The organism is Hydrogenobacter thermophilus TK-6 (assembly GCF_000010785.1).
Lineage (GTDB): Bacteria > Aquificota > Aquificia > Aquificales > Aquificaceae > Hydrogenobacter > Hydrogenobacter thermophilus.
In genome coordinates, this window is sequence record NC_013799.1 from 982,597 (window position 1) to 995,856 (window position 13,260).

At 43.2% G+C, this 13,260-nt stretch carries 14 protein-coding genes; 6 read left to right on the forward strand and 8 right to left on the reverse strand.

Annotation, left to right across the window (positions count from 1 at the left end; translation table 11 throughout):
- Positions 1 to 30 precede the first annotated feature (30 nt).
- Complete coding sequence (locus HTH_RS05410; protein ID WP_012963713.1) at positions 31 to 1,425, forward strand: FAD-binding oxidoreductase; 1,395 nt, start codon at positions 31 to 33, stop codon at positions 1,423 to 1,425.
- On the opposite strand, the gene HTH_RS05415 is transcribed toward HTH_RS05410, so the two are convergent.
- From HTH_RS05415 to atpC, 3 genes are read right to left on the reverse strand one after another with little or no spacing between them, the layout of a single operon-like run.
- Positions 1,417 to 1,965, reverse strand: coding sequence for a DUF507 family protein (locus HTH_RS05415; RefSeq protein ID WP_012963714.1), 549 nt, complete (start codon positions 1,963 to 1,965; stop codon positions 1,417 to 1,419). The genes HTH_RS05410 and HTH_RS05415 overlap by 9 nt on opposite strands.
- Positions 1,966 to 1,991: 26 nt before the next feature.
- Entirely contained in the window at positions 1,992 to 2,699 is a 708-nt protein-coding gene (locus HTH_RS05420; RefSeq protein ID WP_232500406.1) for a tRNA1(Val) (adenine(37)-N6)-methyltransferase, read from the reverse strand.
- Positions 2,689 to 3,087, reverse strand: coding sequence for an ATP synthase F1 subunit epsilon (gene atpC, locus HTH_RS05425; RefSeq protein WP_012963716.1), 399 nt, complete (start codon positions 3,085 to 3,087; stop codon positions 2,689 to 2,691). Before atpC ends, HTH_RS05420 begins: the two co-directional genes overlap by 11 nt.
- A 407-nt stretch (positions 3,088 to 3,494) precedes the next feature.
- Between atpC and HTH_RS05430 the strand changes: the two genes are divergently transcribed.
- From HTH_RS05430 to HTH_RS05440, 3 genes are read left to right on the forward strand one after another with little or no spacing between them, the layout of a single operon-like run.
- Complete coding sequence (locus HTH_RS05430; protein ID WP_012963718.1) at positions 3,495 to 4,094, forward strand: methylthioribulose 1-phosphate dehydratase; 600 nt, start codon at positions 3,495 to 3,497, stop codon at positions 4,092 to 4,094.
- An 11-nt stretch (positions 4,095 to 4,105) separates the two neighbouring features.
- Positions 4,106 to 6,415, forward strand: a complete 2,310-nt coding sequence (gene metE, locus HTH_RS05435; RefSeq protein WP_012963719.1) for a 5-methyltetrahydropteroyltriglutamate--homocysteine S-methyltransferase — start codon at positions 4,106 to 4,108, stop codon at positions 6,413 to 6,415.
- On the forward strand, positions 6,416 to 7,405 hold the full coding sequence (locus tag HTH_RS05440) for a sensor histidine kinase (RefSeq protein ID WP_012963720.1): 990 nt from the start codon (positions 6,416 to 6,418) through the stop codon (positions 7,403 to 7,405).
- Here the strand turns inward: HTH_RS05440 and HTH_RS05445 are convergent.
- Together HTH_RS05445 and HTH_RS05450 are read right to left on the reverse strand one after the other, a co-directional pair.
- Entirely contained in the window at positions 7,393 to 8,604 is a 1,212-nt protein-coding gene (locus HTH_RS05445) for a bifunctional 3,4-dihydroxy-2-butanone-4-phosphate synthase/GTP cyclohydrolase II (protein ID WP_012963721.1), read from the reverse strand. The two genes, HTH_RS05440 and HTH_RS05445, sit on opposite strands and share 13 nt — an antisense overlap.
- 4 nt (positions 8,605 to 8,608) lie before the next feature.
- Positions 8,609 to 8,818 carry a hypothetical protein gene (locus HTH_RS05450; protein WP_012963722.1) on the reverse strand — a complete coding sequence of 70 codons (210 nt, stop codon included), beginning with the start codon at positions 8,816 to 8,818 and terminating at the stop codon, positions 8,609 to 8,611.
- Positions 8,819 to 8,842: 24 nt separating this feature from the next.
- Here HTH_RS05450 and HTH_RS05455 point away from each other — a divergent pair, with 24 nt between their 5' ends.
- Entirely contained in the window at positions 8,843 to 10,507 is a 1,665-nt protein-coding gene (locus HTH_RS05455; protein WP_012963723.1) for an ABC transporter ATP-binding protein, read from the forward strand.
- Here HTH_RS05455 and HTH_RS05460 read toward each other — a convergent pair.
- Entirely contained in the window at positions 10,495 to 11,277 is a 783-nt protein-coding gene (locus HTH_RS05460; RefSeq protein WP_012963724.1) for an LpxI family protein, read from the reverse strand. The two genes, HTH_RS05455 and HTH_RS05460, sit on opposite strands and share 13 nt — an antisense overlap.
- Positions 11,274 to 11,834, reverse strand: coding sequence for a GTP cyclohydrolase I FolE (gene folE / locus HTH_RS05465; protein WP_012963725.1), 561 nt, complete (start codon positions 11,832 to 11,834; stop codon positions 11,274 to 11,276). Before folE ends, HTH_RS05460 begins: the two co-directional genes overlap by 4 nt.
- 42 nt (positions 11,835 to 11,876) lie before the next feature.
- Between folE and HTH_RS05470 the strand changes: the two genes are divergently transcribed.
- Positions 11,877 to 12,746 carry a class I tRNA ligase family protein gene (locus HTH_RS05470; RefSeq protein WP_012963726.1) on the forward strand — a complete coding sequence of 290 codons (870 nt, stop codon included), beginning with the start codon at positions 11,877 to 11,879 and terminating at the stop codon, positions 12,744 to 12,746.
- A 7-nt stretch (positions 12,747 to 12,753) separates the two neighbouring features.
- Here the strand turns inward: HTH_RS05470 and HTH_RS05475 are convergent, their stop codons facing one another.
- The gene (locus HTH_RS05475; protein WP_012963727.1) at positions 12,754 to 13,254 is read right to left on the reverse strand and encodes a DUF29 domain-containing protein; all 501 of its coding nucleotides are present in this window, start codon (positions 13,252 to 13,254) and stop codon (positions 12,754 to 12,756) included.
- Positions 13,255 to 13,260: the final 6 nt, after the last annotated feature.

Here is a 13,260-nt window from a genome sequence, read left to right on the forward strand (position 1 = left end):
ATAATCACCCTCAGGCTTATAATCACTCTTATGCTCGGTTTGCTGAAGAAAAAGCCTGTTGATAAACTCGTAGAGGTGCTTGGGAAAGAAAAGGTAAAGGTTTCTTTGGTAGAAAGGAAGCTCTATTCTTACGATGCAACACCTATACCCATAGAGAGAGCTATTCCTTCGGCGGTAATTTTCCCAGAAAGCCAGGAGGATGTGGAGAAGCTGGTACAGGTTTGTTATCAAGAGGATATACCTATCTTTCCAAGAGGTGCGGGTTCTGGGCTTACTGGTGGTGCTGTCCCTACAGTAGATAAGGGCGTTGTGGTTTCTTTTGAGAAGATGAAGAGGTTCAGCGTGGATGTGGATAATGCGGTAGCTTTTGTGGAACCCGGGGTGATAACTTACGAATTACAACAGTTTGTGGAAGGGCTTGGACTTTTTTATCCTCCAGACCCTTCCTCCTTCAAATACTCCACCATAGGAGGGAACATAGCGGAAAATGCAGGAGGTCCAAGATGTTTAAAGTATGGCGTTACGCGAGAATATGTGCTTGGACTTACCGCGGTTATAAGAGAGGGGAAGGTGCTAAGGACGGGAAGTCCAGTGCTGAAGGATGTGGCAGGTTATGATATAACCAAACTCTTTGTGGGCTCTGAAGGCACGCTGGGACTTATAACCTCCGCAATACTAAAGCTCATACCCAAACCTAAAGCGAGGGCGACAGCTTTGGTACTTTTTGAAAGACTCGAAGATGTCGGAAGGGCAGTCACAGAAATTATGACATCTGGCGTCTTTCCATCAGCCTTAGAGTTTATGGACGCCGATGCCATAAAGGCGGCGGAAGCATACAAACCTATAGGGCTTCCTAAGGACGTGGCGGCGATTTTGCTGGTGGAACTGGATGGGTCAGTTGAAGGTGTTAAGGAGGACCTTCAAACAGTTGAAAGATTGCTCAGCAGAATGGGTATTGAGGTAAAGGTGGCACAGGATGAGGCATCAGCAGAAAAGCTATGGACAGTCCGTAAGAATTTGGGACCCGCTCTTGCCAACCTCAAAACTGGCAAGATAAACGAAGATATAGTTTTTCCAAGAACTTACCTCTCTGAAGCTATACCAAAACTCAGGGATATAGCCAAAAAGTATGACCTTCTTATGGTAGTTTTTGGACACATAGGCGACGGAAATTTACATGTTAATCTTCTGTACGATAAGAAGGATCCTCAAGAAGAGGAAAGGGCGGAGAGAGCGGTGGATGAAGTTTTTCAGCTGGCACTCTCTTACCGTGGCTCAATAACCGGGGAGCACGGTGTTGGACTCACCAAGAGAAAGTTCTTAAAATGGCAGGTAGGCCATGTGGGCATAGAGGTGCTAAAAGGTATAAAAGCGGTGTTTGACCCCAAAAACCTCTTCAACCCGGGTAAACTCCTCTTAGAGTAAACCTCTCCTCTTTAGAGCATCCTCGTAAATCCTTCTATAAAGATGATTCCACTCGGGGGTCCCTTCCACTATCCTTCTGGAGTAAGACTTTATCCTCTCTCTAACCTCTCTATCTATCTCCTCCTCCTCCTTTACAGCGTCCATGAGTATCTGCCTTATCCTGTTTCTTATGTGATGAGGCTCTTCATATATCTCTACGCTTTCATCCTTCATTATAAGGTCCTTTATCATGTTAGCTATCTGGTTCATCCTCTCCCTTCTGCTGGTGTGTATGTTCATCTCTTCAGCCAGTTTTGCCCTCACAGCTCTGTAGGCCGTCCTGTAGTCAAGACTTGATTCTTCAAGCAGGTCAAGCTTCTCTTTTAACATCTCTTTAGTTTTTTCGTCAAGCATCCTCTCTTCTTCCTCAGCTTCTTTAAAAACTGCCAGTATCTTCTTCTTAAAAGTGTAAGGGTCCTCCACCTCTATAATTTTTTCCTCTCCCAACTCCTTTATAATTCTATCTGCTATCCTCTCCATAAGTTTTTCCGGCAACCTCATAAAAGCCTCCTGAAGTGTTTATTATATCATAGAAATCCATAAAGTACGCTCTTTACTTCGTCAGTATATTCTCCATCATTCCTGTTTATTATGAGAGGTTTTTCAATTGTCATATATCCTTTACCATTCTTTATGCCGTATATATGTATAAATTTGCCGTTTTTCTCTGCTTTAGGATAAAAAATACGCACAGCATAAGGGTTTATATTGTTATTTTTTAAGATTAAAAAAGCCTCCATGCACCTAAAAGCTGTGTAAAGTAAGTTTACTCTTCCTCCATCTTTTAACACATACTTTGTGGCTTTAATAAAGTCTGCCAGATCCGTATCCGTCTCAAAGTGAAAGTAGTTGTTTTTATTTCTGTAAGTTCTTGGATAAAAAGGGGGATTCAAAAGGACATTATCAAAAAAATCTCTTTTCATAAACCTTTCTATAAAGCGTATGTCTCCTTCAATCACATGCACCTTACCATCAAGCTGGTTTATACGTACATTGTAGTTTAGGAGTTCCAGCATGGTCTCATCCCTTTCAACTGCCCACACTTCACAACCGTACTTTAAGGAGGTTAGGATGGATAGCGTTCCAAATCCCGCTCCCAAATCAACTACTTTACTGTTTTTTTTAACTCCTTTAAGATTAGAAAGAAAGAGCAGTTCTACTACCGAAAGTCTGTGCTTTTTTGGCTGTTTGAATCTTACCTTGCCTCCAAAGAAGACAAATTCTTCAGCTTCCAAACCTTTCAAGTATCTCCAGAAGCGTCCTCGCTCTATCCCTTACCCTTTCCCACTCTTGCATCTCTTCCATAGTCTGTGCGGTAGCCAGTTTCTTGACCGCTTGGTCAAAAAGTTCCTTTTCTTTACCCGCATCAATCTCACCAACTGTGTAGGCTTCTTCTGCAAGGATTATCACCCTTTCTGGTGTTATGTCAACAAACCCGTATGTGACAGCTATTCCATCCTTCTGATTTCCGTCAAAATAGATAAGCCCGGGCTTTAAAAGCGTCATAAGGTACATGTGCCTTTCCAAAACTCCTATCTCTCCCTCTTGAGTGGGGATGTTGACCGAATTGACCTGTCGTGAAAACACAACACCCTGAGGCGTAACTATCTCCACACTTACCATGGATTACTATTATAACCCGAGTTATACGCCTGCTGAGAAATTAAGCATGATAGAGCGCCTCACCAAGAGAAGATGGCTGGGGAAACTTCCTTAACATAATCATCAAGAAGTCTCCATCTTCTTCAAGGTGGATAGGGATGTAACAGCCCGAATTCACATGTGTGGACTGTGCTCTGACGGCGGAATGCAAGGAAATCTTGCAGTTTACGAGTCATCACAGGATTAAGCAGGAAGCCACCACTTCTATAAGTGGTTGGTAGTTCACGTATATACTTGTCACTCCAGATAGTGATTTTGAACTCTACAATCCAGTTTTTATGTGGGGAATGAGCACCTGAAGAACTACATAAGGGGGCTGTTATTATCACAGACTTTCTGAATTTCTCACTCGGCGTATATAATATATTATGGAAGCTTTAAGGGAGCTTGTAGAAGTCATAAGGGATCTTTACTTAAGGGGTTGGCTTCCTGCCACCAGTGGAAACTTCTCCCTGCGGATGGATGAGGATAGCGTCTTTATAACACCATCTGGTAAGCACAAAGGGAAGCTGACTGAAAGAGACTTCGCTCTTGTTGACTTGGAAGGAAATCTGAAAGATGGACAAAAAAAGCCTTCTGCTGAAACCCTCTTACATCTTACCATTTACAGCATGGTGCCTTCTGCCAAGTGTGTTATGCACGTTCACTCTCCCAACGCAACGGTTATATCAAGGCTTGTAAATGACAAGATTCCTTTAAAGGGCTACGAGCTTTTAAAAGCTTTTGGCTTAGATACTCACGAAGGTGAGGTGGTTATTCCCATCTTTGAAAACTCTCAGGACATGCCTTTTCTTGCCAGAAAGCTCAAAGATTACCTGTTTGAGCATCCTGATACTGTGGGATTTTTGCTTAAATCTCACGGTGTTTATATTTGGGGTGAGCAGGTAAGTCAAGCTCTTATGAGGCTTGAGGCTTTGGAGTTTCTCTTTGAGTGTGAGCTAAAACTTGCTATAATTTCAGGAAAGTAAAGGAGGAAGTCATGCAGACTTTGGCTTATGGGTTTCCCAAACTTGGAGAGAAGAGAGAGTTTAAGAGCCTTTTAGAAAGCTTCTGGAAGGGGAAAGTTTCGGAAGCTGAGTTTCTGACAGGTATGAACGCCCTCAGAGATTGGATGGCAGACACATACAGCTCAAGCGTGGATATCTTTCCTTCCAACGAAATCTCTTACTACGACTTTATCTTGGATACTGCCCTGATGGTAGGAGCAGTGCCATCAAGGTTTGGAGAGTACAAAGGTATTGAGACTTACTTTGAGATGGCACGCGGAAGACAGGCTATGGAGATGAGCAAATACTTTAACACCAATTACCACTACATAGTGCCCGAACTGGAAAGCAAAAACTTTTATCTTCTCAAAAACTATCCCCTTGAGGAGTATCTTTACTTTAAAAGCAAAGGCATAGATACATTACCTAAGCTCATCTCTCCTTACACTTTCCTGAAGCTCTCAAAAGCCCTCGTAAAGTCTGAAGGCTCTTCTTTACCCTTTTATCACCTTTCCAAGATAGAGAAGATACAAGACATGGAAAATTACCTTAATGCCATCCTTCCAGTGTACGAGGAGGTCCTAAAACAGCTAAAGCAAGAAGGTGCTCGGGAAGTTCTCATAGAAGACCCTGCCCTGTGCTACGATATGGACTCCCAAGAGTGGGACCTCGTTTATGAAATGTACAACTGTCTTAGCAAGTATGTCCATGTTTATGTCATCACTTACTACGACAGTGTGTCTGACTACGAGAGGTTTGTGAGGCTTCCTGTCAAAGCCTTAGGCTTTGACCTTGTATCCAGCACAGAAAATCTGGAAAACATAAGAAAGTATGGTTTTCCATCGGATAAAAAGCTCATAGCCGGCATAATAAACGGCAGGCAAGTTTGGAGGGCAAACCTCGTAGAAAAGATAAGGCTTGTGGAGGAGCTTCTTAAGATCACTCCTCATCTTTTAATATCCAACTCTTGTCCTCTCTTTCATCTCCCCATTAGTGTGGAGCCAGAGGAGGAGCTACCTGTTCATAGCGTCCAAATAGAGGGTTTGCCTACTCTCAGCTTAAAAGAGAGGCTCGCCTTTGCCAAAGAGAAACTCAAAGAGCTGAAACTAATAAAGGAGGCTATAGAAGGCCATCAGCAAGCCCGTATGGAGGTGGAAAGGATACAGCATCTGGTCAGCGTCCCATTTGGTGTGAGAGAGGAAGTGAGAGAAAAAATTGCCAACCTAAAAGAAGAGGACTTTGAAAGAAAAGTTCCCTACAGAGAGAGGAGCAAGCTTCAGCAGGGGGTGCTGCAGCTTCCGGCATTTCCTACCACTACCATAGGGTCCTTCCCCCAAACGGAGGAAGTAAGAAAAATGAGGTCTTCCTATGTGGCAGGCAAGATATCTGAGAGTGAGTATAAAGAATTCATAAAAAAACAGATACAGCAGGCTATAAAAATTCAGGAGGACATAGGGCTTGATGTTTTGGTTCACGGGGAGTTTGAAAGGACGGATATGGTGGAGTTCTTTGCTCAAAAATTGGAAGGTGTTGCAACTACTAAGCACGGATGGGTTCTGTCTTATGGCTCAAGAGTTTATAGGCCACCCATTATATACGGAGATGTTTACAGGCCGGCGCCCATGACAGTAGAAGAGATAAGCTACGCCCAATCTCTTACAGAAAAACCCGTCAAAGGTATGCTAACAGGTCCTGTCACCATCCTTAACTGGAGCTACTACAGGGAAGACATACCCAAAAGGGAAATAGCTTATCAGATAGCCTTAGCACTTTTGGAGGAGGTAAAGGACCTTGAGGCTGCTGGAATAAAGATCATACAGATAGACGAGCCGGCCTTTAGAGAAGGTGTGCCATTAAAGAGGAAGGATTGGAAGGAATACTTTGACTGGGCTATAAAGGCTTTTAGACTCTGCTCAAGAGCAGAACCTCATGTGCAGATACACACCCATATGTGCTACAGTGAGTTTAACGACATTATAGAGTACATATACCAGATGGACTTTGATGTAATATCCATAGAAGCTTCAAGGAGTAAAGGCGAGATAATAGAGGCTTTTGAGAGATTCAAAGACTGGGATAGACAGATAGGCATAGGTGTTTATGATATTCACTCTCCGGCAGTACCTACCAAAGAGAGCATAGCATCCGTATTAGAGAGGTCTATGAAGGTTTTACCCAAGGAGCTTTTGTGGGTAAATCCTGACTGCGGACTCAAAACCCGAAGATGGGAGGAGGTCATACCAGCCCTCAAAAACATGGTGGAAGTAGCAAAGGAGTTTAGAGAGAGGTATGCGGTTGTTTAAATGAGCATACTTAGCGATTTTTTGAAAGAGGTTGACGAAGGCTACACTGTTATAGCCACCTCTGGAAGAGTTGTATATGCTAATGAGTTTATGGTCAGAAGGGGCATAATAAAGGAGGAGTATGAGGGAAAGCCCTATTACGAATGCTTTAGGGTATTAACCCTCATATCCGCTGTGGCTGAGGGACTAAGTGAGAAAAGGAGAATAGCCACTTCCTTTGAACACGAGGAAGTTGAATATCAAGCGGATGTATTCCCTGCAGGTGACGGAACGCTTCTGAGACTTACAGATATAACTAAGTTTAAAAGGTACGAGAGGTCTAAAAAGGAGTTTGTTGCTAATGTCTCCCACGAGCTCAAAACCCCCATTGCCATAATAAAGAGCATACTTGAAACCATCATTGAGGAAGAGAAGGACGAAGGTAAAAGAAGGCTTTTAGAAAGAGCTTTAAAAAGGACAGAGGATCTGAGAAACATAGTAGAAGACCTTCTTATCATCACCAAATTAGAATCAGGAGAAGAGAAACTCCACAAGAAGATGTTAAACGCTAAGGAGCTGGTAAGTGTTGTTTTTGACATGCTAAGAGAGATAGCGCAGAACATAAACGTGGAGCTTATAAATGAGGTTGATGAAAACACAAAAGTGTATGCCGATGAAGACAAGCTAAACCTGCTGCTTTTGAACCTTGTAGACAACGCCATAAAGTATAACAAAGAGGGTGGGAAGGTGGTGGTAAAAGCTCGCACAGAAAAAGGCTATGTTATCTTAGAGGTTTCTGATACAGGCATAGGTATTCCCAAGGAGCACATCCCCTTCATCTTTGAGAGGTTTTACAGGGTTGACAGATCAAGGTCAAGGGAGTTGGGAGGCACTGGACTTGGTCTTTCTATAGTCAAACACATAGCCCTCTCCCATGGCGGAAAGGTGGAGGTGGAGAGCAAGGAGGGAGAGGGTAGCACTTTCAGAGTTTACCTTCCTCAGAGCATATGACCTAACTTTTTCTTCTTGGTTTCAAGGTAGAGCTTATTGTGAGGATTTGGGTCTATTCTGAGAGGGACTACCTCCGCCACTTCCAGCCCGTAGCCTTCTAAGGCTACTATTTTTCTTGGATTGTTGGTGAGTAGCCTCATCTTCCTTACACCCAGGTCAAGCAGTATCTGCACTCCTATACCATAATCTCTAAGGTCCGCAGGATAGCCTATCTTCTCGTTGGCTTCTACAGTATCGTAACCCATGTCCTGAAGGTGATATGCCTTTATTTTGTTGACTATGCCTATGCCCCTTCCTTCATGCCCCATTATGTATACCAAAACACCTTTACCCTCTCTGGCTATGATCTCCATAGCGGTTTCCAGCTGAGACCTGCAGTCGCACCTTAAAGACCTAAAAACATCACCCGTGAGGCATTCTGAGTGAACCCTTACCAGTACAGGCTCGTCCTCCTTCCACTCTCCTATGGTAAGAGCTACCTGTTCCTCACCTGTAAGCGCATGTCTATAAGCGTGTATCTTAAAAAAGCCGTATCTGGTGGGAAGGTTTGCAGTAGCTTCTCTGATAACCAGCCTTTCCCTCTTCAATCTGTATCTTATTAAATCCGCTATAGTCACTATCTTAAGGTTAAACCTTTTGGCAAACTCTATAAGGTCAGGAAGTCTTGCCATTGTTCCATCTTCGTTCATGATTTCACATATAACACCCGCAGGATAAAGACCAGCAAGCCTTGCAAGGTCTACAGAAGCTTCTGTGTGTCCAGCTCTTTCTAATACTCCACCCGGCTTTGCTTTAAGTGGAAATACATGTCCAGGTCTTATAAAGTCCGATGGTTTCGCTCCGTGGCTTATAGCTAACTTTATGGTGATGGCTCTATCGTATGCAGATATGCCTGTAGTGGTACCAAACTTAGGATGAGCATCTATGGATACGCAAAAGTAAGTCCCCTTAGGGTCTGTATTTCTGGTAGCCATTGGGTAAAGGTCCAGCTCCTCGCACCTTTCGGGCGTAAGGGTAAGACATACGAGCCCACGTCCATACTTGGTCATAAAGTTTATGGCTTCTGGGGTCACCTTCTCCGCCGCCATAACAAGGTCTCCCTCGTTCTCTCTGCTTGGGTCATCCACCACTATCACCATCTTGCCTTCTCTTATATCTTCTATAGCCTCTTCAATGGTGCTTAGTTTAAAGTCTTCCATGCTCTCACCTCCTTATGAATTTTTCCTTAAGATGGTTAAGCCTTTCTATACCATTGTCCAACACACTTTTCCTTTCGCTATCTTCTTCCACCACTTTTGTCTCCTTCCCCATAAGGTCTGAAGCTATCGCGTTTATAATCTTGGGACCGTAGTGAGTCCATACATGGTCTATGATCAAAAAGGCTACAAGCATGTATATTATGTACTTCACCATTTGTATTTTAAAATATTTCCACGCATGGAAAGTGTAAAGTGGCTTTTTCTTAGGATAAAATCTTATATACCTTTTATCCTCTTAGCCTTGATTGGCTCTGCTTTTGAGTCTGCAGGAACGGCAGGTATAAGTCTTGTAATAAAAAAACTGGTTGATAATGTGTTTTTGATAAAAAGTTATAGTGAACTTTTCCAATCGGTGCTTTTTTTGCTGTCTTTTGCTCTTCTTGGTCAGCTAGGAAACCTCCTTGCCTCCATTTTTATAAATCTTTATTCGGAACTTGAAGTCAAGAGAACAAGAGAAGAAGTCTTCGGCAGACTGCTGTTGGCACCTTACGGCTTCCTTTTAAGAAGGTCATCGGGAGATGTGATAGCGAGGTTTCTCTCAGACATGCAGGCCTATAGATCCCTTTTGGGAGATCACATACCAAAGCTTTTCAGAGATCCGCTAACCGTGCTGGCGCTTCTGGGCGTGCTATTTTACAGAGACTTCATACTTACTCTGCTTTTGGGTGTACTTTTGCCACTTCTCGCTTTTGCTATAAGGTATTTTGGGCGCAAAAAGGGTAAGCATGCCAAGAGGCTTCAGGAGAATGTAAGCACCATCACGCAAAGCTTGGCACATATCCTGAGAGGATATGAGAACATAAAGATGTTTTCTTCTGAAAGAAAATTCTCCCAGTGGTTTGATGCTTCTAACGAGAGGGTCTTTAGGGCAAGTATGAAGTCTGTTGTGTACTCCACCGCTAACTCCATCTTCAATTACACCTTTGGATACATAATAGTTTCTGCCATAATTTTGTACGGAGGCATAAGGGTGGTGCAGGGTGGGCTAACTCCAGGTGATTTTGTCTCTTACCTGACTGCTCTATTTTTACTTCATCAGCCTTTATCGGAAGTCCAAAAGGGTTTGATGGAAGTAAGAGCCGGCATTCCCATACTGAGTAGGATAAGGGAACTTTTGCACATACCGCAAGAGACATCTGGAAGCATAACTTTTAGGGGTTTGAAGGAAGGTATCAGTGTAAAGAACCTTAAGGTAAATGTGGAGGACCAGCAGATTATAAAGGGTGTGAGTTTGGAAATAAAAAATGGTGAGAAGGTGGGCATTATAGGTCATACAGGCTCTGGAAAGACTACATTTTTGAGGGTTCTTGCAGGGCTTTTGCCTTATGAAGGGAGTATAAGATACGACGGTAAAGAGCTAAAAGACATAGAAAAAGAAAGCTTTAGAAAGATGGTGGGGTTTTTCACACAAGAACCTTTTATTTTTGCCGGCAGTGTAAGGGAAAACCTGCTTATAGCAAAAGAAAATGCCAGCGACGAGGAGCTTTGGAAAGCTCTTGACCTTGCCCTCTGTGATTTTGTAAAAAGCCTTGACCAAGTTATGGAAGAGGGTGGGAGGAACTTATCCGGGGGTGAGATGCAAAGACTCGCCCTCGCAAGACTCTTTTTAAAAAATCCTGATATAGTCTTTCTTGACGAGGTCACCTCCGCCATGGATGTAAAAACAGAGGAGATGGTTTTAAAAAACATCTTTGAATTTTTTAAGGATAGGACGGTCATATTGGTAGCTCACAGATTTTCTAATGTGCTTATGTGTGATAGAGTTTTGGCTTTTAAGGAAGGTTATCTGATAGCTCAGGGTGAGCCTGAAGGGGTGATAAGGCTCTTTCTTCAGAGCCCGTAAAGAGCTATGCCACTCTCTTTTGCAAGACTTATGGTTTTCTCCATATCAAGCATGTATATCTTGCCAGCTTCAAGAAATATGGCATCCCCTTTTATCTTTTTTACCGCTTGTACCGTTAGGGGTCCTATAGTAGGCACATCTATGCGAAAGTCCTGAGACCTTCTGGCAACCTTTATAACTCTACAGTTCTTTCCGGCAAGTTTTCCTGCTCTCTCTATAGCCTCCTGCGTTCCCTCCATAGCTTCCACACTCACCACCGATTTGTTCTTCACCACTATAGTTTGGCCTATGTCAAGGCTGGCTATCTCCTTAGCTATAGAAAAACCCCAAAGGCCATCTTCCATAGCTTCTGGCGAAGGTTCCAAAAAACCTATCTTTCCACTCTTTGCAAGTATGCTCTCAAGGTAAGGTTTTGGGTCTATAAACTCAAAACCTCTCTTTTCAAGCTCCTGTATGAAGGACGTGATTATTGTCTGCGGTCTTTTGTCTTTTGCCTTTCTAAGTATGCTAAGGGCAATACTGTCAAAGGTAAAAAAATGCGAAAATATAAGCCTATGTTCAAATTTGCCCAGCATCACTATCTTTTTGATTCCTTCCCTTTCCAGCAGTTTTATAAGCTTGCCCACATGGCCCAGAGGAAGGTATTCATCAGCAAAAGCGGTAGTTATGCCCTTTACACCTACTGTAAAGACCTCTATACCTTTCTTGCTGGCTTCCTTTTGAAAAATTGCAGGAAGCTCACCCCAACCTGCTATTAAACATACCTTCATTCCCTTCCCCTTTTTATGAGCTTTAAAAACTCCTCCCTTGTTCTTATGTCGCTCAGGAAAATGCCCCTTAAGGCGGAGGTGGTGGTAAGGTGCCCCGGAGATATAACTCCCCTCATGGACATGCACAGGTGTTCCATCTCCAAAACCACAGCCACACCTTTTGGTTTTAGTTGCTCCATCAAAAAGTCCGCTATCTCGTTGGTGAGCTTTTCCTGAAGCTGAGGTCTTAGAGCAAAGGCTCTTACAGTCCTTACCAGCTTGGAAAGACCGCAGACTATCCCGTCGGGTATGTAGGCAACATGAGCCTTGCCAAAGAAGGGCAGAAGGTGATGCTCGCAGATGCTGTATATGTTTATGTCTTTCACAAGAACCATCTCGTTGTAAGAGCCAAACTCTTCAAAGAGCTTAAAGTCAAACTCTCTCATGCTGTCAAACTCTTCCCACATACGGGCTACCCTGTCGGGTGTCTCTTTCAGACCTTCCCTGTTGGGGTCTTCACCTATGCCTTCCAAGAAAAGCCTCACAGCTTGCTTTATCTTTTCCCTGTCCACAGCCATAGTGGTTTTTAATTATAAGCAGAATGATTTAAAATTAAAGCTATGAACATTGGTGAGTTTTTAAGGGAGTACAAGCTTTCCCTTGGGGACAACTTCCGTCTTTTGCTGGAAAGTCTTGGGTTTTACCATGAAAGGTATGTGAGAGATATAGAGAATAGGATAGGTGAGCCTGCCAAGATGTCCAAGTCTAAGGGCAACACGGTAGACCCTGAGGAAGCTATAAAGACCTACGGAGCGGATACGGTAAGACTTTACATACTCTTTGCAGCACCTGTGGAGAAGGATTTTGAATGGACTGATGAAGGCGTGCAGGGGGCTTATAGATTTTTAAAAAGGCTCTGGAACTTCTTCCACCAGCACCTTGAAAAGATAAATGTAAATTACAAAAGGGAAGACCTTGCTCATTTGGATGAAACAGCAAGAGAATTAAGAAGAAAAACCCACCTGACCCTGAAAAAGTACCTTGCAGACATGGAGGACCTCTCCTTTAACACAGCTATAGCAGGTATTATGGAGCTTTTGAACACTCTTGAGGGCTTTAAGCTTCGGACAGATAGCCACTATAAAGTTCTCAGGGAAGCTGTGGAGATACTTCTTTTCATGCTTTACCCCATAACACCACACATATGCGAAGAGCTCTGGAGTGCCTTAGGATACGAAAAGTCTATGGCTTTTTATCCTTTCCCACAGCCTGATGAGGAAGCCCTCAAGACGGAGAGCATTGAGATACCCGTGCAGATAAACGGAAAGCTAAGAGCTGTTATAAAGATCCCTGTAGAAGCGGATGAGGAAACGGTAAAGTCCATTGCTCTCTCTGAGGAGAAGGTAAGAAAGTTTTTAAACGGCAAAGAGATCAAAAAAGTCATCTATGTGAAAAACAAACTTCTTAATCTGGTGGTCAAGGATGGATGAGCTTTTTCTAAGAGCTTCCTTTTAGCTCCTTTTTTAAATCTCTACTCATGGCTTCTTCGTAAGTGTAAGGGCATTTTTCAGGAATGTTAAACTTTTCAGGGTCGTAGTCGTTATCTTCAAGCCAATACTCAAGTTCTCGTCTGGCATGCTTCCATGCGGTAGTCAACTCAAGAGGCAACTTGCTTCTCAAACTGGGATACATATCAAACACCTTTAATATCTCCTTTCTTGCGTTTCTGATGCTCTTTATCCAAGTCGAGCCTACATCTTCACCACCTGCCAAGTTTTTAAAGTTATCCCACTTGTAAAGGTGCTCCAAAATGACCGCCAAGTAGCTTATGCACGCTTTGAGGTCAGACCTCCCCATATCCTCTATCTCCTCTAAGAGGTTCTCCCAGTCTACGAGGTCATAAGCTTTCTCCTTAAGAAGCTGCAGGTTTATCTCAACCCAAAGTGGAAAGTCCTTATCATACAGCTCCTTTAGCTCTTCCTTACTAAGCGTCCTCATAGTGTA